Source organism: Algoriphagus lacus (assembly GCF_003583985.1).
Lineage (GTDB): Bacteria > Bacteroidota > Bacteroidia > Cytophagales > Cyclobacteriaceae > Algoriphagus > Algoriphagus lacus.
Genome location: NZ_QXML01000008.1, coordinates 54,897 through 75,142, shown reverse-complemented (window position 1 = coordinate 75,142; position 20,246 = coordinate 54,897). Strand labels below are relative to the sequence as shown.

The 20,246-nt window shown below is 46.5% G+C and carries 14 protein-coding genes; 12 read left to right on the top strand and 2 right to left on the bottom strand.

The window, feature by feature from the left end; genetic code table 11:
• Window positions 1-247 precede the first annotated feature (247 nt).
• Window positions 248-4,624: a fibronectin type III domain-containing protein gene (locus D0X99_RS15420; RefSeq protein ID WP_158587711.1), complete on the top strand. Its 4,377-nt coding sequence runs from the start codon at window positions 248-250 to the stop codon at window positions 4,622-4,624.
• Window positions 4,625-4,818: 194 nt separating this feature from the next.
• Here the strand turns inward: D0X99_RS15420 and D0X99_RS15415 are convergent, their stop codons facing one another.
• Window positions 4,819-6,105, bottom strand: a complete 1,287-nt coding sequence (locus D0X99_RS15415) for a DUF3472 domain-containing protein (protein WP_119478746.1) — start codon at window positions 6,103-6,105, stop codon at window positions 4,819-4,821.
• Window positions 6,106-6,263: 158 nt separating this feature from the next.
• Between D0X99_RS15415 and D0X99_RS15410 the strand changes: the two genes are divergently transcribed.
• The 9 genes from D0X99_RS15410 (at window position 6,264) to D0X99_RS15370 (ending at window position 14,287) form a co-directional block, all read left to right on the top strand.
• Window positions 6,264-7,304, top strand: coding sequence for a zinc-dependent alcohol dehydrogenase family protein (locus tag D0X99_RS15410; RefSeq protein ID WP_119478745.1), 1,041 nt, complete (start codon window positions 6,264-6,266; stop codon window positions 7,302-7,304).
• Between the two features lie 12 nt (window positions 7,305-7,316).
• Window positions 7,317-7,514 carry a hypothetical protein gene (locus tag D0X99_RS15405; protein WP_119478744.1) on the top strand — a complete coding sequence of 66 codons (198 nt, stop codon included), beginning with the start codon at window positions 7,317-7,319 and terminating at the stop codon, window positions 7,512-7,514.
• Window positions 7,515-7,650: 136 nt separating this feature from the next.
• The gene (locus tag D0X99_RS15400) at window positions 7,651-8,157 is read left to right on the top strand and encodes a heme-binding domain-containing protein (protein WP_119478743.1); all 507 of its coding nucleotides are present in this window, start codon (window positions 7,651-7,653) and stop codon (window positions 8,155-8,157) included.
• A gap of 159 nt (window positions 8,158-8,316) precedes the next feature.
• Window positions 8,317-9,321, top strand: coding sequence for a Gfo/Idh/MocA family protein (locus D0X99_RS15395; RefSeq protein ID WP_119478742.1), 1,005 nt, complete (start codon window positions 8,317-8,319; stop codon window positions 9,319-9,321).
• Between the two features lie 90 nt (window positions 9,322-9,411).
• The gene (locus tag D0X99_RS15390; protein ID WP_119478741.1) at window positions 9,412-9,756 is read left to right on the top strand and encodes a hypothetical protein; all 345 of its coding nucleotides are present in this window, start codon (window positions 9,412-9,414) and stop codon (window positions 9,754-9,756) included.
• Window positions 9,757-9,787: 31 nt separating this feature from the next.
• The gene (locus D0X99_RS15385) at window positions 9,788-10,198 is read left to right on the top strand and encodes a DUF1801 domain-containing protein (RefSeq protein ID WP_119478740.1); all 411 of its coding nucleotides are present in this window, start codon (window positions 9,788-9,790) and stop codon (window positions 10,196-10,198) included.
• 122 nt (window positions 10,199-10,320) lie between these two features.
• Window positions 10,321-11,520: a cation:proton antiporter gene (locus D0X99_RS15380; protein WP_119478739.1), complete on the top strand. Its 1,200-nt coding sequence runs from the start codon at window positions 10,321-10,323 to the stop codon at window positions 11,518-11,520.
• Between the two features lie 110 nt (window positions 11,521-11,630).
• Window positions 11,631-12,524: a hypothetical protein gene (locus tag D0X99_RS15375; protein WP_119478738.1), complete on the top strand. Its 894-nt coding sequence runs from the start codon at window positions 11,631-11,633 to the stop codon at window positions 12,522-12,524.
• A gap of 374 nt (window positions 12,525-12,898) precedes the next feature.
• Window positions 12,899-14,287, top strand: coding sequence for a DUF6600 domain-containing protein (locus D0X99_RS15370; protein ID WP_119478737.1), 1,389 nt, complete (start codon window positions 12,899-12,901; stop codon window positions 14,285-14,287).
• 121 nt (window positions 14,288-14,408) lie between these two features.
• On the opposite strand, the gene D0X99_RS15365 is transcribed toward D0X99_RS15370, so the two are convergent.
• Entirely contained in the window at window positions 14,409-15,947 is a 1,539-nt protein-coding gene (locus tag D0X99_RS15365) for a sulfatase family protein (protein WP_119478736.1), read from the bottom strand.
• A 241-nt stretch (window positions 15,948-16,188) separates the two neighbouring features.
• Between D0X99_RS15365 and D0X99_RS15360 the strand changes: the two genes are divergently transcribed.
• Together D0X99_RS15360 and D0X99_RS15355 are read left to right on the top strand one after the other, a co-directional pair.
• Window positions 16,189-19,323 (top strand): VPS10 domain-containing protein, encoded by a 3,135-nt coding sequence (locus tag D0X99_RS15360; RefSeq protein ID WP_119478876.1) that lies wholly within the window; start codon window positions 16,189-16,191, stop codon window positions 19,321-19,323.
• A 180-nt stretch (window positions 19,324-19,503) separates the two neighbouring features.
• Complete coding sequence (locus D0X99_RS15355; protein ID WP_119478735.1) at window positions 19,504-20,220, top strand: class I SAM-dependent methyltransferase; 717 nt, start codon at window positions 19,504-19,506, stop codon at window positions 20,218-20,220.
• Window positions 20,221-20,246 lie beyond the last annotated feature (26 nt).

Genomic DNA, 20,246 nt, shown 5'->3' with positions numbered 1-20,246 from the left:
CCAATTATTTTTTTACCTGATAAAAATATTTTCAACCATCCTTTCCAACAATGGAATTTTATCCCCCTCAATAAAAATGGATTTGGAAGACAATATTTAGCCAGTTATTACGATTCTAGAATTTTATTCCATTTAATAGAGATTAATAACTAAAAACGTCTAAAAATAAGAGATTTGCAAAATATTATTTCAATCAGTTACTTTGATTCTATCACCAATTTTTTTTCTTAAAGAACAAACAATGAAAATGCGAAATCTAATCCTTCTTACCTTCTCACTTTTAGTGTGGATGGTAAATTTCAATCCTGCGATTTCCCAAGGTCAATCCGATGCCAACCGGGTCAATATTTGGGAATTGATGGAGCGCCGGGATCTCCGACTTCAGGAAATCGACGCTATTGCGAAGCGCTTCTTTGATGCAGTAGGCCGCGAACGCGGAACCGGATACAAACAGTACGAAAGATGGAAATACGAACAGCAATTTCATCTCGATGCCAATGGTTACATTCTTCCTGAAGGCTATGACCAACAGCAGTACGAACTCACAGCACCTGAAACTCAATCAACAACAGGCTGGACAGAAATTGGCCCCAATTACTGGAACAGGACTTCCGGTTGGAATCCCGGAGTCGGAAGAATCACCTCGATTGCTGTTTCTCCATCCAACCCTTCCATAATTTACATCTGTACGCCGGGAGGAGGAATGTGGAAAAGCTCCCAAGGAGGCAATCAGTGGATTCCTCTTTCTGATTACGACAACAGCATGATGTCTATGTATGCGGTGGCAGTACATCCCACAAACCCAAATATTGTCTTTGCTGGAAAAAATAACGGACAAGTAATTAAAAGTATAGACGGTGGATTTACCTGGACAGCTGCCAGTACAGGGGCAGGTACGATTTGGAAAATCAATTTCCATCCAAACGATCCCAACATCATGTTTGCTGTTGGTACGTCGGGGATCAGCAAATCCATAAACGGTGGTACCTCTTTTACTTTGAAATCCACAGTAAGAGCGGAGGATATTGAATTTTTACCGGCCAATCCAGATGTCCTAATAGCCTCGTACAATGCCATCCAGCGCTCAACGGATGGAGGAGAAACCTGGGCAACTCTTGGCAGCACCCAAGGAGTCAGCTTTTCAGCCCGAACTTTGGTTTCTGTTTCTCCAGCCTCTCCCCAAAGGATTTACGCAGTACAGGCTAATGGAAATGTTTTCGGACGAATGCTTCGCTCAGACGATGGAGGAGCCACTTTTTACACCACAGTTACGGGCTCATCATCAACTGGGACCAATTATTTTGGATACGAAACCAACGGAACGGGAACCACGGGCCAGGCTAGCTATGATATGGCTATGACTGTAAACCCTAACAATGCCGATGAAGTCCATATCGCAGGAATTATTTGCTGGAAATCCACCAACGGAGGGTACTCCTTTTCTGCCACCACCGCTTGGTCTCTCCCTAACTCATTGGGATACAATCATGCAGATGTCCATGTTCTGGAATGGGTTGGCAACGCCATTTACTCAGGTTCCGATGGAGGCATTTACAAAAGCATTGACAACGCAGATAACTGGACAGACCTAACCAGAGGATTGGGAATCCGGCAGTTATATAAAATTTCCAACTCAAAAACCAATTCTGCATTGGTAATGGGAGGAGCACAGGACAACGGTACCAGCATTTACAAAACCACTGGATGGATCGATTGGCTTGGAGCAGACGGAATGGATTGCATGGTCAGTCCCTTGGATGCCAATTTGATTTGGGGAACCAGTCAGTACGGTAGCATGTACCGAACCAGTAACGGAGGTTCATCCTATAGCAGCATAACCGAACCGACCACTGGAAACTGGGTTACGCCATTGGCTATTGAGGACAACACCAATACCATCTATGCCGGTTGGAATGGAGTCTACCGATCTACTGACTTGGGAGTAAGCTGGACAAAGCTATCCGGCACAACTATTACGTCCAATCTCAACACGCTAGCAGTAGCCCCATCCAACTCTCAGTACATTTATGCATCTGTCGGCACTACTCTTTATGTGACCAAAGACGGTGGAAGCACCTGGCTAACTTTCCCACAATCAGGATCAATTACGCAGGTGGGGATTCATCCTACAAATCCGGCAAAAATCTGGATTACAACCTCCACTACTGCCAGTAGATTGCTTTACTCCGAAAATTCAGGAGAAACGGTCACCAATATTTCTACAGGATTGCCCAATTTGGCTGCCCGAAGTGTGGCAGTGGAAAACTCCAGCAGTGATGGAGTCTATGTAGCTATGAACATCGGGGTGTACTACAAAAACAACCTGATGACTTCATGGGTCAACCTGACCGAAAACCTTCCTTTGGTCGCAATCAATGAGGTAGAAATCGTTCCTTCAGCAGATAAAATCCGAATCGGAACTTATGGAAGAGGGATATGGGAAAGATCAACTTACATCGCCTGCCCAAGTCCGTCTGCACTGAGTACGACTCAGGTTGGACCTACTTCAGCAACGCTGAATTGGGGGGGCGTTTCAGGTGCTAGCGGTTATTTGGTAGAATACAAGCTTAGCTCAGCACTGACTTGGAACATTGCGGCTTCCTCCACTACCTCTACCACAATTACCCTTACGAATCTTGATCAGGAAAGTACTTACCAGTGGCGAGTTAGCACCTTATGCGGCACAGGAAGCAGCGCAGCCAGTGAAAGTCAATTCACCACTGGAGCATCTTGCCCGGTACCGCTTGGATTGCAGACAAGTGCTATTACAAAATCTTCTGCAACCTTGAGCTGGACCGCTGTGGCGGGAGCTACTTCTTACGAACTGGACTATCGTGCACTTGGTGCTCCTGACTGGACTAATTTGGGAGTAGCCATTCCCCAAAGCCAGTTTGATTTGAGCGGATTGACCGAAGGCATTGCCTACGAGTGGAGAGTTAGGGCTGTATGTTCCACTGAATTCGGAACATATGCTCAGGCACAATTCACAACTGCCATAACCTGCCTCGCTCCAACCAGTCTGAGTACTTCAGGAATCACTTCCAACTCAGCTCAATTGAACTGGACTGCCGTGACAGGAGCTACTGGCTATGATTTGGAGTTTAGAGCCTTTGGCAGCAGCAATTGGATTCTTGCTGGGACTAACTTGGCAGGAAATACCTTTGCATTGACAGGATTGAGCGGTGAAATCACCTATGAATGGAGAGTTCGTACCAATTGTGGAAGCCTAAGTGGAACAAGTGAATTTGTGGTTTCAAGTTTCACCACCTTGGCACAAGTTTGCCAGGACATCTATGAGTCAAATGAAACAAGGGCTACCGCAAAGGTCATCAGCACCACACCAATCAATGCAAGAATCGGAAGCCTGACTGATCAAGATTGGTTTGAACTTCCGATCGGAAGCGGAAAAGCCACTAACCTGCGGGTAAGTCTCAGCAATTTGCCAAGTAATACGTTCCTTTATTTGTACAGTGCAAACGGAACCCTGTTGGCATCTTCCGAACAAAGCGGCGCAACAGGGCAGACTTTGGTTTATAACTCAACCACCAACCGGATTTCTTACTTCATCCTTGTAAAAGGCGATGGCGCAAGCTTCTCCAACAATTGCTACACGCTACTGGCTGAGACCAATACCAAGGCATTCACCAATCCTCTGGCATGCAACCCGCCAACAGGGCTTACCGCATCCTCGATTGATCTGAATTCCGCAATTGTCAGTTGGACTGCTACCACCAATGGCCAGAGTTACCAAGTAGAATACAAACTCGGTACGGCAACGACTTGGACAGTGGCTGCTAGCCAGACTCCTGGGACATCCCTAACCTTGACCGGACTGTTGGAAGGCCAATTGTATAACTGGAGAGTCAGAACCAACTGTTCTGCTTCGACCAGCACCTATGCCCAGAGTTCCTTTACTACTGCCAGCAGTACCTGCGTGGATAACTACGAAAACAACAACACGCGGGCAGAAGCCAAGACCATCTCCACGGGAGTTGGCATCAACGCCACCATTTCCAATTCTTCGGATGAGGACTGGTTTGCATTTACCTCCGGAAAAGGAAGGTCTGCCAACCTGAGAATTACCCTTGATGGGCTTCCAGTCAATCTGGATCTATACTTCTACAATTCCACAGGCCAATTGATCGGTACTTCAACCAATTCCGGTATCAGTCCGGAGCAAATTGTATTTAACAACGCACAAATAAATTCCACCTATTTTGTACGTGTGATCAGTGCCACTGGTGAAAACTCCAACAGCTGCTACAGCCTCTTGGTGGAAAACAATTCCAAAGCTTTCCCTGTCGCCTATAGGGAACTTCCGGAGGAGATATTTGAGACTGTTGAAAAGCAAAACACCGAAACTCAGGTTGAAAACGAAGCGGTTCGCCTTTATCCCAATCCAACACGGGACAAAATCTCTCTGGAGTTTTACTCACCGATGGCTCATTCAGCTACAGTCGAACTTCTGGACATGACAGGAAAACCAATCCTTTCCACATCAGCAGAAATCAAAAAAGGTGAAAACTTGATCGTTCTGGATGTCAGTGGGGAAAAACCTGGAATGTACTTGCTGAGGCTTCAATCCACGCGAACCCTGCTCAACCGAAAAATCATGATTCAATAAAAAAGCGAAGCGGGAAGGCTTTTGACTTTCCGCTTTCCTTCCTGATTTCGGAGCAATACTTATCAAATATTGATCGAGATAAAACCGTGAGTGGAAAAGCTCACGGTTTTTTTATTTTATGTTGAGCTATTGAAAGAAACTGAAAGTACTAATTCCCCAGACGTGGACCGTTAACTGTCGACTATGGACTTTTTTCACTTCAATTTCCCAAAGTCAATTTCTGGTTTTTTCCCCTTCGCAGTTCTCCTATGCATGCTTTGAAGCTCGGTAGGATGATTAAAAAAGCCTCCGTTTTTCAGAAAAAACTTACCAGCCTCCGATCCTCCCGCATAGTCTTTTCGGTAGCCTCTTTTTGCGATATCATCCCCTGTAAATTTGGCTTCAGTCAGTTCGACCCAATTACCTTTGGCATCTGCCACCCACTGATTATCATAGAAAACCCGCCTTTCCAAATGACCTGATTCCGGGATGAAATTTTCCAAAAAGGAATGAGGTCTTTTGTACCAAGTGTCTGTTTTTGGCCTCAAAAAACTTGCAATCAGCATCCACTCTCCAACTTCGGGAGCAAAGAAATAGGCGGTATAAATCGTATTTCCTTTGCCGTCGGGCTCCACGGAATTGAGGAAGCGATAAGTATTCCCAGCTTTCCAATGGTATCTCAGGTAGCTTTGGCCTCCCGACCCCTCATTTCCAAACTCGCCCGTGTAGACATCAGCCCCTTTTTTCAGCAGTTTGATTTTTTGGTCTTCGGGAATCGCATTGGGATTGTCGGTGGAAAAGGGACTCCAAACTGAGAAAAGCACTCTTCGCTCAGCTGCTGAATTGACCTGAATCCCGAAATACCCTTCCCCAAAACCATTGGCCATAAAGTAGGATCCAATCGGGTCTTCCCCTTCCGGAACTGTCATTTCATTGTAGAACCATTTGAAATTTACCGAATCCGGAAGTGTATAACTTAAATGTACGGATGGCCCACGCCTTCCCCAGTAAAAGCGACTATCGACATTATCTTTGACAAAATCCAACATCAATTCCTCCCCGTGACTAATTCGAATACTTTTTATTTTCGAAAAGTCCTGCCCCATTTTTAATAACCCCTTTAAACGCACCTCATTATAACCCGAAACCAAGGTGAATTTTCCTACAGCAATAAATCCGGAATTTCCTGCCGAAAGCTCAACTTCATGGGTGGTACCGTTTAGCGAAATTGAAATCCTGCTTTGGCCTTCCTGAGGTAAAATCCCGATTTCCAGAAAAATCTCCTTGCTAGCCTGAGACTTAAAGAATACTCCAAATTCACTGTTGGAATTTCTCCAGGATTGAATTCCTTCCGCTTTGATTTCCTCCCTGCCTTCTCCCATGGTTTGAAAAGCATTTCCTCCCAAAGGAATTTCAATGGAGTTTGAAGATTGACCGAAAGCAGGGCCACTAAGCCAAATCCAGAAGGAAAAAGCGACAAGGACAGAAAATCTGAATTTCATCGGGATGGGGATTTGAGCCAAAGATAGGCAGTGTAGGCAGTAATCAATCCATGTTTCAACTTGGGAAAAGGCTCTTCAAAACCAATTTCCTCCGAAAGAAAAATCCCTGTTAATCTCCCCGTTTTTCTGTGTAAATCTGCGAAAAAATTACCCTAACGATGAAAGCCCTTTTAGTCGAATCTTTTCAGCAAAGACCCGTCATTGCAACTGTCCCGGATCCTGAAGTGCCGAATGGAGGAGTGGTTCTTGAGGTAAAAGCCACTGGCCTCTGCCGAAGTGATTGGCACGGTTGGATGGGACATGACTCGGATATTCGATTGCCACATGTACCCGGTCATGAATTTGCCGGCGTGATTCGGGAAGTGGGTAAGGGAGTCAAAAACTGGAAGGTCGGCGACCGGGTGACCGTCCCCTTCGTCTGTGCTTGTGGCACTTGTCCTACCTGCCAAAGCGGTAATCAGCAGATCTGTGACGATCAGTTTCAGCCGGGATTCACCCATTGGGGTTCTTTTGCGGAATATGTCGCGGTCCATCGGGCTGAAACCAATTTGGTTAGACTTCCGGATTCGGTGAGTTTCGAGGCAGCTGCCAGTTTGGGATGCCGATTTGCCACCTCCTTTCGGGGGATAGTTGCTCAGGGAAAAGTCAGCGGCGGACAATGGGTTGCAGTTCATGGATGTGGAGGCGTCGGGCTTTCGGCCATCATGATTGCTGCGGCTTTGGGCGCTGGTGTCATCGCTGTGGATATTTCGGATGAGAAACTTGCCTTAGCCAAAGCAGCAGGAGCCACATTCCTGCTCAATGGAAAAACAACAGACATTCCAGCTGCCATTCTTGAATTGACCAAAGGCGGTGCTCATGTATCTGTGGACGCTTTGGGCAGCAAAATCACCTGCTACAATTCCATCGCCTGCCTAAGAAAAAGCGGAAAACACATCCAGATCGGTTTGATGGCAGGAAGTGAGACCAATCCTTCTATTCCAATGCATTTGGTAATTGCCAAAGAACTGGAAATTCTCGGTTCACATGGCATGCAGGCACATGCTTATCCTGAAATGATGCAAATGATTTGGGAAGGAAAAATCGCACCTGAGAAACTCATCGGAAGGCGTATCCATTTGGAAGAAGCAGTGGAGGCCTTGATTGCCATGGATTCCTTTCAGGAACAGGGAATGCTGATGATAGATCGGTTTGAATAAAAACAACCTAGTATGGAATCAAAAACCCGATGGTTTTTCCAGTCCGTTTTGGGCTTTTTACTTACCGGAACAGGGCTCTGCATGACAGTCGATGCAGGTTTTGCAAGGTACTCAGGGGAGGCCTGGTTTTGGTATGGGACTGTTTCACTGATTGTGTTTCAGGCAGGTTTGTGCCTACTCGTAGACGGACTTCGGTTTCGACAGAAATAAAAATATTTAAGGGAATCTTAATCCTTTAAAAAAGATTTCTTCGGCCTTTTTACGGAAATTGGAGTGTGAATTATTGAAAAATGGCATTAAACCAACTTATACACATCCAGTCTAATCCGCATTAACCCTCCCAGCTATGATTAAGAAAATCACCCTTGGACTTGTTGCCCTCCTTGTCCTAATCCAGTTTATTCCTGCCGAAAAAAACGAGAGCAACGATACCGAATTTGACATCACCAAAAGCTACAATGTCCCCGACAATGTGGCTATGATTTTGAAAGGAGCATGCAATGACTGCCATACAAATCTGACCCGGTACCCGTGGTACAGCAACATTCAGCCAGTCAAATACATGCTTGCTGACCACGTAAACGAAGGTAAGGAACACCTGAACTTCTCCACCTTTACCAAAATCCCGCTTCGGGTTCAAAACCATAAGTTTGAGGAAATCATCGAAATGGTCGAAGAAAAGGAAATGCCGCTGGAGTCCTATACCTATTTTGGCCTTCACCCAGAGGCTAACCTCACCGGGGAGCAAAGACAGGTATTGGTCGACTGGGCCAAAGAACAAATGGCCATGCTTGCCGCAACCTACCCAGCAGACAGTCTGAAAATGAAACCCAGACCAGCTCCAGCAAATTAACAATCTGATCAAAAAACTAGCCCGGATGAAAATTCGGGCTTTTTTATGAATTAAGCTTTTTGAAAATCGGGTAAAGCGGGAAAACTGGGCCGAGGAACATCCCGACAACTTTATGTTTCCACCACTTTCCAAGCTTCCAATCTTTTCCTACTTTCCGAAATGAAGAAAATCTCTGATTCCGAAGTCCGCTGGGGAGTCCTGGGCGTAGGAAATGTCTGCGAAGTCAAATCCGCCCCGGCGATGAACATCGTCCCAAACAGCAAACTGGCCGCTGTAATGCGCCGGGATGAGGCCAAAGTCAAAGACTATGCGGAACGCCACAAGGTACCAAAATGGTACACCTCGGCAGAAGCCTTGATTCAGGATCCTGAGATCAACGCCATCTACATTGCCACCCCTCCCAATGCCCATTTGGAGTTGACACGGTTGGCGGCAGCCGCAGGAAAACCGGTATACGTGGAGAAACCAATGGCCCGGACTTACACGGAATGTCAGGAGATGATCGCAATCTGTGAAAAAGCCGGAGTTCCTCTTTATGTGGCATATTACCGGAGGTCATTGCCTCATTTCAACCGGATCAAAGAACTCCTGGATGAAGGCGCTATTGGGGAAATCAGATCGGTTCATATCAATTTGAAGCAAGTGGTAGAACCCGAATTGATCGCCAAACTCGAATTTAATTGGCGGGTTCATCCGGAGATTTCCGGAGGGGGCTACTTCTTCGATCTCGCTTCCCATCAACTGGACCTTTTGGATTTTTTCTTTGGGAAAATCACCCATGCCTCAGGTTTTTCGGCCAATCAGGCCAAAGCCTACCAAGCAGAAGACATCGTGGTGGGCAGCTTTGTCTTCGAGAACGGAGTTTTGGGTACCGGCAACTGGTGCTTCACTTCTTCCCATTCTGCCGAAAAAGACGAGATCATAATCGACGGCAACAGAGGCCAGATCCGGTTTGCCACCTTTGGAAAAGGTGAATTCACGCTTATTCAGGACTTTCAGGAACCCAGAAATTTTCACCTTCAACTCCCCCACCACATCCAACAGCCTTTGATCCAAAGCATCGTCGAGGATTTATTGGGTAACGGTACTTGTCCAAGTACAGGAATTTCCGGAGCGAGAGCCAATTGGGTGATGGGTGAATTGGTGAAAAACAGAATTTCCTGAAAATCAACAACCCGACTTTCTTTTCAAAGCTTAGATTCAATGCCATGACTAATTCAGATTCTTAACTCAAGTATTCAATTTTTATTCCTCATGAATATCTTGGACTCCTCACTTTGGACTGAAGTTGCACTGGTCAGCATCTTGTTTTTGCTAGGGAATATCTATTTGGGTCACTTTGAAGAAAAAACTCCCAAATGGAGAAAAGTGCTCAAGTACGTGTTGACCTTGGTATTGGTCTGCGGGCTTTCCCTTATTTTCAGCCGGACAGTGGCCTTGATTTTCCTGGCCTCCACTTTGATTCCTGTTTTTTACATTCACCTGATCTGGCTTCCCAGCAAAGGAATCAATGGCTTGACCGGAGAACCTCGGGAGAAATATTACGAACTCCGGGGCTGGAAAAAAGATGATTCAAGTAAAAAGGATAAGCTACTCTGAATTGAATTCTCCATCTTAACCTTAATAAGAAATGAAGCACTCCAATTTTTCGATCGCCGTTACTGAGTTTTTGGATCAGAGTAACCTTCAAAGAAGACCGGAAATCGAATTGCTTCGAGAGGTGATTCTGGAAACTTGTCCTAACCTTTTCGAATCCATCAAATGGAACGGCCCGAATTATTCCGATGATGGCAAAGACAGGATCTCGATGAGGATTTTCCCAAACAACCAACTGCAGCTGATTTTCCATTTGGGTGCAAAATCCACAAAAATTGTTGAACCATCGCGGATTCCGGATTCTTTAGGACTGTTAATATGGAAGTCGGCAGATCGGGCTTTAATAGATTTTCCCAACTCAGACAGGATATTGTCCACCAAGACCTCATTAGCTGAAATCATCCAAAACTGGATCCAACTCAACAAAGAAATCGGGGCTGAATAGATCTGTACAGGAGTACATCCTGAAATATAAACGACTTCGTTTTCCAAAGGCAAAGTCATTTTCCACGGTTTCCTAAGTCATTTTTTCATCCAAAGCCCTAACTTTCCATAAAACCCTGCAACATGCACGAGCAACCGATTATTGTTTTTATGGCCCTGTTGATTTTGGGCTATGGTTTTTTTTCAAAAAAGGCTGAAAACTCGATCATCACCGCTCCGATGGTCTTTCTGGTCATTGGATTATTGGTCAGCTTTTTTGATCTGGAATTATTGGAGGAAGGCCCCAAGGCAGGCTTTGTAAAGCCCCTGATGGAATTCACCCTGTTGTTGGTACTGTTTATCGACGGCTCGACTATTGACCTGAAAAGCCTTACCAAAGACAAAGGATTGCCTATTCGGCTTTTGGGAATCGGCCTTCCACTGACTATGGTGCTTGGGGCGCTAATCGCCATTCCGCTTTTCCCCGATGTCAAACCACTGATTTTGATCCTGATGGCCTTTATCCTATCTCCAACAGATGCGGCATTGGGTCAGGCTGTTGTTACAGGAGAGCAAGTTCCACGCAGAATCCGACAAACTATCAATGTGGAAAGCGGCTTAAATGACGGGATTGGACTTCCTCCGATTTTGGTTTGCATCGCCTTACTTTCCGGCTCTGCCGGGGAAGGTTTTGACAGTAATTATTGGATGGGTTTTGTAGCAAAACAGTTCATCTATGGTCCGCTGATCGGAGGCTTGATCGGTTGGCTGGGTGGAAAATTGGTGGAAATGGCGTTCAAAAAAGGAATGATCACCACCGTCTATCAGATGCTAGCATCCGTTGCCATCGCCGTATTGGCATTTTCAGGGGCTGAATTCTTCGGAGGAAACGGCTTTATCGCAGCCTATGTAGCTGGCATGCTGTTGGGGACCAAAACTGAATTGCTTCGGGAACGAATGAAAGAATTTGGTGAAGCTGGGAGTCAGATCATGATCCTGTTTATTTTCCTGTTGGTCGGAATGATCCTCGTTCCCCTTTCCTATAAACTCTGGGATTGGAGAGCTTTGGTTTATGCCATTCTCAGCCTGACGGTCATCCGGATGGTTCCGGTGGCAATCAGTTTGATTAGATCAGGTTTGGATCAAAAGACCATATGGTTCATCGGGTGGTTTGGTCCTAGAGGTATCGCCTCCGTGCTTTACATGCTGATGGCAATCATTCAACTTGGCGTCGAAGGCTACGAGCAAATGGTCAGTATCATCACGCTGACGGTACTCTTGAGTATTTTCCTACACGGGATTTCTGCGGTGCCTTTGTCCGGAATCTTCAAACGAAAGTATTGATCTAGGTTTCTTTCCCAATAAGCCGAGAAGAAAAAACCCTTCCGTCCATTGGGGTAGTTTTTCCGTCGAAATCTTTCCATTAACTTGATGTCAGCCTTATTTAGCTACCTATGAATCGATCTTTTGCACTTGTTTTTTTCATTGGGATCATCACATTTTCCCAGATGACTTTTGGCCAAAACCTGAAAAACCGAATCCAACCTGGCAGAATGTATAATGCGGGAGATTCAATTTATACGCCCCGATATGGATTCAGCGGAGTAATCCCCCAAGGTTGGGTAGGAGTACTTCCCCGGGAAACAGAAGTTTTTCTCCTGAATTCCTCCACTGGGACGTTCGGTGAAATCTTTGTTTTCGGAAGAGAAAAGACCGATTTGGCACAACTCGCCGAAACCTGGAAAGCCGGAGTCAACATTTCAGAAACTGTCACACTAAAAGCCACAGACCCCAAAATCGAAGGCGACTTGCTATTTGCGCACGCTGAAGCTGCCGGAAATTACCTTCCACCAAAAAATTACCGTGCATTTGCAGCTACCCGATGTGGTGAGGCTTGCATAACGGTTTTGGCTATCTCCTTGGAAGAAAATGCAGAATTGGCATCTGCCTCTGTATTGGAATTTCTGAAAACCGCTCTCCTGTCTACCCCCCGGGAAATCGACCCCTATGAGGGTTTTGACTGGAAGGGATTCCTGTCAGGCAAGCTGTTGATTTCCTATGAAGGATTTATTGACGGAAAGCAGCAAACTAAAATTAACCTTTGTGAAGACGGCAGCTTCCGGGCCGCAGTATCGAAAAAAGGCATTATGAAAGACAACAACCCAGACTACAAGGGAACTATGAAAGGACAATGGACAGTAGATGGGAAAAACTCGGAGGCCGTACTGACATTTACCTTTGAGAAAAAGGATCTCGCCCCATTTGTGGTCAACTTGAAGTTTGTAGAGGAAGAACTCTACGCCAACGGGGAACGGCACTATGCCAGCCAGACTGAAAAATGTGATTAACCTGAAAAAAAATTTCTCCCGACTTTAAAAAAATTCGCCTCGGCCACCCCAGCCGGGGCTTTTTATTTTGAGTTAGATAAAATACATTTTTTAAAATTTCTAGATTAATAAAAAATCTTATTATATTTTTTTAATTAAGTACAATAATAACGGTTCCATTTTTTAAAATTAACAAAACCAAATACTCCACTTCATCGAATAAATATTCAAGAATGGCCCGATTTTGGAAATAATCCATGCAACCTTTCGTTTAAACTTCACATCTTAAACTCAAACGCCTATCGAATAAAAAAGAGAAACCTAAAAAATCCCTAGTCCATAAAAAACACCGACCAACCCAATACTTAACCACTTTATACTAAACCACAATTACCATGAAAACACACCTCATCAATCGAGGATTGGGCAGCCTGGTACTGGGAGTATTACTCTTGGCAGGCATGATCGCTCCGCAGGAAGCGGAAGCGAAAAATTACCGGGGAATAAGCTTTCAGGTTTTCTACGATGAGCTTTCTCCCTACGGAGACTGGGTAAAGGACGCCCGATATGGATACATCTGGTTACCTGCAGTCCGGGAGGATTTTCACCCTTACGGTACCGAGGGACACTGGGTCATGACCGAATATGGCAATACTTGGGTATCCTACTACGACTGGGGCTGGGCTCCGTTCCATTATGGACGCTGGTATTTCGATGACTATTTCCAAAGCTGGGCCTGGATTCCGGGCTACGATTGGGGGCCTGCCTGGGTCAACTGGAGAACCGGCGGCGGGTATTACGGTTGGGCTCCCTTGGGACCAGGGGTATCCATCAATGTGAGGGTGAATATTCCAAGTTTCCACTGGGTATTTATTCCAAATCACAACATCTATCATCACCACGCCTACCGATACCATGCGCCTCACAAAACCAAGATCAAAATCTACAACCAAACCACGATCATCAACAACACTGTGGTGTACAATAACCAAACCTATGTAGGTGGTCCTCAGCGCAGGGAAGTGGAAAGGGTGACCCGAAGTGTGGTGCCGGTGTACCAGCTTCAGGCAAGCAATGCCCCTGGAAGAGCTGCTGTTTCCAGAAATTCAGTGAGTATGTATCGACCTGAAATGCAGGAAAGCCGCAGCAGAACTACCGAGGCAAGACCTACCAGAGTCCTGGATGCCCAGCAGGCAAAAACCGGTCGTAGCAACCGTGAAGTGTACTCCTCTTCCCCTTCCAGAAGCGCAAATACAAATGGAAATTCTGGAGTTTCGGGAAGAAGCGAGACCTCATCCGGAAGAACTGCCACACCTACTACCCGTGGGGAAAATGACAGCTTTGAGGTAAAACCTGCTCCAGCGGACACGAAAGGAAGAGGTACCACCACTGCACCATCACGTACACAGAGTGGAAGCAGAGAGGCAGCTCCATCCAGAACTTATGAAAGCAGACCTTCGGCACCATCATCCGGCCAGCGAAGCACTGCCCCAAGCAGATCCGGAGAAGTGAGATCAGAAGGAACCCGAACTCAATCCCAGGCTCCTTCACGAGGAACGGTGCAGCAATCCCGATCCGCTCAGGCCCCTACCAGAACACAGGCTCCTGAGGTGAGAAGAAGCGAACCTGCGAGAGCTTCACAGCCTTCCCGAATTGAGAGCAGCAGGTCTTCTTCAGAGGTGAAAACCACCGCTCCGGCAAAAAAAGAGAGTTCTGCAAACACCAGATCCACTGGCACACCAAGCGGTGGTCGCGGGGGAAGCAGCAGAGACCGGAACAATTAATGCCTATAAATCAACAGCCCGAATGGAATTCCCTTTGGGCTGTTTTTTTGAAGAGCTCTTTAGCTTTTTGATCCGTACAATAGCTGTGGAGGGAGATACCAAAGGAGTATTGAGCCTGGGATCAACGATTGGAAATATCCGTTTCAAAAATCTTCAATGCCCCTTCGTCACCATAGTCCAAAATCAACTGCCGAAGTTTTGCTTTGAGTTCTTTTTCCACCTCGGCATAGTCGGCCTGACCATAGAGATTCCGCATCTCGGAAGGATCTTTTTCCAAGTCAAAAAGCTCCCAACTTTCTACCCTTCTATAAAAACGGATCAGTTTGTACCGATCGGTTTTTATCCCGAAATGCGGGGAAACGGAATGCGTGCCATACTCATAGTAATGGTAATAAAGCGCTTCCCTACCCTTTGATCTTGGATTTTTCAACATTGGCAAAAAGGACTTTCCCTGCATTCGTTCGGGGATCTTGACTCCAGCCGCTTCCAATAGTGTAGGCGCCAAATCCAGATTCATTACCAGATGATCCGATACCATCCCCGCAGGGACAACTCCCGGATAGCGCATCATCATCGGCGTGCGAAAAGACTCTTCGTACATAAATCGCTTGTCAAACCAACCGTGCTCTCCAAGGTAAAACCCTTGATCAGAAACGTATATCACGATGGTATTTTCATCCAGATTTTCAGCATCCAGGTAATCCAGCAGTCTGCCGATGTTTCGGTCCATGGACTCCGCTGTAGCCAGATAATCCCGCATGTACCGCTGAAATTTCCATTCGGTGAGGGCATTCCCGCTCAGGTTTGCTTTGGCCAGTTCATCCCGGATGGGTTTGTAATAAGCATCAAATTCCTCACGCTGAGCCGGGGTCATTCGGGTCACGTTTCCATCCTTGGAATCATTCGCATACATCTTCAGATCGTAATCCATCACCATCGTTTTGGAAATGCTCATATCCTGAGCCTTGGCAGCCTCACGTCCCTCGTAGGAATCGTAGAAATTTGGAGGAAGGGGAAATACCACATCATCGTATTTCCGCAGGTCCTGCAAATCAGGCATCCAGGTTCGGTGTGTGGCTTTGTGCCCTAGAATCAAACAAAACGGCTTTTCAGGATCTCTTTTCCCCAGCCAGGATTCGGCAGCATCCTCGATCAGATCAGAGACATAGCCTTCCTTTCTGACTCGCTTCCCATCCATCTGGATGAAATCAGGATTGTAATAATGTCCCTGTCCTGGCAAAATCTCCCAGTAATCAAAGCCTTTGGGATCCTCACCCAAATGGTATTTTCCTATCCAGGCAGTTTGGTAGCCGGCCGACTGAAGGTGATTGACAAATTGATCCTGGGAGGAATCGTAGGAGGAATTATCGTTGTCCAGAAAGCCGTTGACGTGGCTGTAAGTACCGGTCAAAATAGCTGCCCGACTGGGCCCGCAAATGGAATTGTTGACATAAGCCCGATTGAAAAGAACCCCTGATTTTGCAATTCGGTCGATGTTTGGGGTCTTGGCGATTTTGCTTCCATATGCGCTGATGGCCTGCTGGGTATGATCATCGGAAATGATCAGGACGATATTCGGTTGAGTACTTTTTCCCGGGTTTTGGGCAAACGCACACACGGTCCAAAGGAAAATCCAAACCAATAAAATCGGATGCTTCATAGATCAACTTGCTGAGATTATTCTCCAACTTGGCTTTTTACCGGGATAATTTCAAGCCGAAAGTGAAAAGCGGTAATAATCCTTCCAGGGACATTGGTCACCGCTGAGGATATTCCTTATCTTTTGAATTGAAAAAACCACCGCTTAAAAATGAAATCAAGCAGGACTAAAAAGCTACAATCCAAGATGATTAAAGCCACTGCGAAGATTCCATATGGCCACTCAAAAAAATTATAATCATATGAAAAGACTTTTATCCCTGCTGCTGTTATTCAGCAGCATCACTGCATTTTCCCAAACATACGACTCCTCCCTTCCCATCAAATACCGTAACATCGGTCCCTTCCGGGGAGGTCGGTCGGTAACGGCTTCCGGCGTGGTCAATGATCCGTTGACCTACTATTTCGGTACCACCGGAGGCGGAGTATGGAAGACCTCCGATGCCGGACAGCGCTGGCACAATATTTCCGACGGATTTTTTACAACGGGTTCAGTGGGCGCCATCGCCGTGGCAGAAAGCAATCCCAACATCGTCTATGTAGGCATGGGGGAGCATGCTCCTCGGGGCGTGATGACCTCCTACGGAGACGGGGTTTACAAATCCACCGATGCAGGTAAAACCTGGAAAAAACTGGGACTGGAGAAAACCCAACACATCTCCAGAATCCAAATCCACCCGACCAATCCTGACATCGTTTATGTAGCCGCTCAAGGAGCACTTCACGCTCCCAACGAAGACCGGGGCGTGTTCAAATCCATCGACGGAGGATTGACTTGGGAAAAAGTCCTGTTTGTAGACTCCAAAACCGGAGCAGTGGAACTGTCCATGGACATGAATACCCCGGAAGTGCTCTATGCTGCCATGTGGGAGCATCAGCGCTTGCCTTGGCAGGTTATTTCCGGAGGTCCGGGTTCGGGCTTGTACAAATCCACCGATGCAGGGAAAACCTGGAAGAAAATCCACAAAGGCCTTCCTGAGGAAAAAGGAAAAATGGCCATTTCCGTTTCCCGGGCAAATTCAAATAAAGTCTATGCCCTGATCGAAAGCGACACCGAAAAAGACCTCGGCGGACTCTTTGTCTCCGATGACGCCGGTGAAAGCTGGACTTTGATCAACAAGGATAACGAACTTACCCAACGTGCATGGTACTACATCGAAGTATTTGCCGATCCCAAAGACGAGCATACTGTATATGTCCTGAGTGCTCCTGCAGTCAAAAGTATCGACGGAGGCAAATCCTTTACCCACTTGGGAGAAACCCACAGCGATCACCATGATCTCTGGATCAACCCGGTTAATCCGAAAAACCTGATCATTGCCAATGACGGCGGCGGAGCGATTTCTTTCGATGAGGGCAAGACTTTCTCTACTCAGGAAAACATGCCGACCACCCAGATGTACCGCATCAACGTGGACAATCAGTTCCCCTACCGCATTTACGGGGGCCAGCAGGACAACACTTCCCTTGTGATTTCCAGCATAGCATTGGGCCGGGGCGGCATTTCTCAGGAGCATTGGAACTACTCGGCTGGGGGTGAAAGTGCTTTCCTGGCTTTTGATCCCAACAATCCCAGATACGTCCTGGGAGGAAGCTATCAGGGTACCATTGAGGTACTCGATATGGAAACCCAAGGCTCCACCAACATTATGGCCGCTCCAATCCAGTACCTCGGCATGGACGCCAAGGACATGAAGTACCGCTACAACTGGAACGCACCGATCATCTGGTCTCAGCACGAACCAAATACGTTTTACCATGCCGCTCAAGTCCTGCTGAAAACTCAGGATTGGGGCAAAACCTGGACGGAAGTCTCTCCTGACCTGACCCGAAATGAGAAGGCCAAGCAGGGCAAAGGCGGCGTGCCTTACACCAATGAAGCCGTTGGTGCCGAAAACTACGGCACCATCGCTTATGTGATCGAAAGCCCACACGAAGCCGGAGTGATTTGGACCGGAAGTGACGACGGCTTGGTTCAGCTGACCCGAGACGGAGGAAAAACCTGGACGAATGTTACACCAAAAGGCTTGGCAGAATGCTTAGTAAATGCCATTGAAGTATCTCCTCACGATCCAGCCACCGCTTACATCGCCACTACCCGCTACAAATTCAACGACTACACCCCGGGACTCTACAAGACCACGGACTATGGAAAGACCTGGACCAACATCTCCAAGGGCATCCCAACCGGTGCCTTTACCAGAGTGGTGCGGGAAGACACCCAAGTGAAAAATCTCCTCTTCGCAGGAACGGAGACCGGGATGTATATCTCCAGAGACGGAGGAGCAAATTGGAATCCGTTCCAACTCAACCTGCCTCTCACACCGATTACCGATCTGAAAGTCGCCCACAACGACCTGATCGTGGCGACTGCAGGTCGCTCCTACTGGATTCTGGACGACTTGAACGTTGTGCGTGAACTTCAGGCCAAAGCCGATAAAATCACCGTGTACAACCCCGACGAAACCATTCTCGGCAATTGGTACAGTGCCATGAACGGTGACCTGACGGATTTCAAAGGAACGGATTCCTTCACTGGCATCAATCCGGCCAGCGGTATGGTGATCTATTACCACCTGCCGGAGACCGTATCGGATACCACCTCCCTGACCTTGGAAATATTGGACTCAAGCGGCAAACTGGTACGAAAAATCAGTTCCAAGAAAAATCCTGATTTCAAATCCTATGCTGGAGGTCCTTCTCCTGAGCCAGTTATTTCGGTGAAAAAAGGCCTCAACCGATTCGTATGGGATCTTCGTTATCCGACCGTGCCGGGAATTCCCACCGCTTACATCGAGTCCAGCTACAGGGGACACAAGGCGATTCCGGGTACCTACACCCTAAGAATCAGCTCAGGAAAAGAAACCGCTGAAGCGAAAGCCATCATCAAAGATGTACCGGGATACAACCTCACCCCGGCGGATTACCAAGCCTATCACGAATGGATGAGCAAACTGGAAGCAGAAGTCACTACGATGCACACGATGGTCAACACCGCCAAAGCCTACCAGGATCAACTGGGCGAATTGATGAAAAAGCTGGAAGGAAAAGCGGAATTCGCTGCTTTGAAGACCGAAGGAGAAAAACTGATCAAGGAATTGAAGGCTTGGGACGAGCAGATGATTCAGCGCAAGTCCACCGCTTACGATGACGTGGAAAACTTCCCTAACAAGTTCACCGCCAACTTTATGTTTATGATGAACCACGGGGAAAGCAGCATTCCGAAAATCAACGAAGGCACCAAAGCCCGCTATGCCGAGCTATTGGAGCAGTGGAAACCGCTGGAAACAGAAGGAAAACGACTGATTGAATCCGCTGTTCCGACTTTCAACAAACTCGCGACCGAAAAGGGAGTTGGGGTGTTGTTTGTGAAATAGAAAAATAAAAATTAGCCGGGTACTGGGTGGGGTTCCTATTCCACCTGGCATCCGGCTAAATTCAAAAGGTATAAAGAAGAACCTACGCCAACAGTGGGAATTGATTTAAGCCAATTTTATTTAGTTATTCACCCAACATCTGGAAAGTAAAAACCACTGATTGCATCCACTTTATTCCGCATGAGTACAATTTCAAATACGCCTAAACCTTTTTATAAAATTGCCGGAAGATTTCTTTTGGAATTCTTTCGTTACTCCAAAACCTATCCTATTCCATGGAAGGCTTTTTCCGAATTTCCTGTTTACTACAGCTATAATAAGATACTGAAGAGTCCTGCTGAATTAGGTTTGCCCTGGATAGCGCATGGAGCCTTTTTGTATAAGGAAAATTATTTGACGCCTACCATGCGGATTCTGGAGTTTGGCTGCGGCGGAAGCACACTGTATTTTGCCAAAAAAGCATGTCAGGTTATCAGCATTGAGGATAACCATGAATGGTATTCGGTAATGAAAGAGCGGACAAAAACTTTTTCAGATGTTGAATTAAGGCATATTCCAGTCGATAAAGAGTTTGTAGGCGGGGAATTTGCGAGTAACATGGATGAATTAAAACACACAAATTCCTATAAAAATTATGCTCTTGGCGCTTCCGATGTTCAGGATGAGAGTATCGACGTTTTAGTCATTGATGGGCGGGCAAGAATAGGATGTTTGAGAACTAATTTGAGTAAGCTAAAAAGAAATGGCATAGTGCTTTTTGACAATACCGACAGGACTGCTTATGCTGGTGGAATTCAGGAAATATTGGGAGAATGGGATCGTTTGGATTTTTCGGGTGTAACGGTGAGTGAGTATTACTTCACCCAAACGAGTATTTTCAAACGAAAGGCCCAATAGTCCTGTGTTATAAAGATTTCCTATTT

Coding starts and splice junctions, on each gene's coding strand:
- D0X99_RS15420 (WP_158587711.1), top strand. CDS start 248: ATGCGAAATCTAATCCTTCTTACCTTCTCACTTTTAGTGTGGATGGTA.
- D0X99_RS15415 (WP_119478746.1), bottom strand. CDS start 6,105: ATGAAATTCAGATTTTCTGTCCTTGTCGCTTTTTCCTTCTGGATTTGG.
- D0X99_RS15410 (WP_119478745.1), top strand. CDS start 6,264: ATGAAAGCCCTTTTAGTCGAATCTTTTCAGCAAAGACCCGTCATTGCA.
- D0X99_RS15405 (WP_119478744.1), top strand. CDS start 7,317: ATGGAATCAAAAACCCGATGGTTTTTCCAGTCCGTTTTGGGCTTTTTA.
- D0X99_RS15400 (WP_119478743.1), top strand. CDS start 7,651: ATGATTAAGAAAATCACCCTTGGACTTGTTGCCCTCCTTGTCCTAATC.
- D0X99_RS15395 (WP_119478742.1), top strand. CDS start 8,317: ATGAAGAAAATCTCTGATTCCGAAGTCCGCTGGGGAGTCCTGGGCGTA.
- D0X99_RS15390 (WP_119478741.1), top strand. CDS start 9,412: ATGAATATCTTGGACTCCTCACTTTGGACTGAAGTTGCACTGGTCAGC.
- D0X99_RS15385 (WP_119478740.1), top strand. CDS start 9,788: ATGAAGCACTCCAATTTTTCGATCGCCGTTACTGAGTTTTTGGATCAG.
- D0X99_RS15380 (WP_119478739.1), top strand. CDS start 10,321: ATGCACGAGCAACCGATTATTGTTTTTATGGCCCTGTTGATTTTGGGC.
- D0X99_RS15375 (WP_119478738.1), top strand. CDS start 11,631: ATGAATCGATCTTTTGCACTTGTTTTTTTCATTGGGATCATCACATTT.
- D0X99_RS15370 (WP_119478737.1), top strand. CDS start 12,899: ATGAAAACACACCTCATCAATCGAGGATTGGGCAGCCTGGTACTGGGA.
- D0X99_RS15365 (WP_119478736.1), bottom strand. CDS start 15,947: ATGAAGCATCCGATTTTATTGGTTTGGATTTTCCTTTGGACCGTGTGT.
- D0X99_RS15360 (WP_119478876.1), top strand. CDS start 16,189: ATGAAAAGACTTTTATCCCTGCTGCTGTTATTCAGCAGCATCACTGCA.
- D0X99_RS15355 (WP_119478735.1), top strand. CDS start 19,504: ATGAGTACAATTTCAAATACGCCTAAACCTTTTTATAAAATTGCCGGA.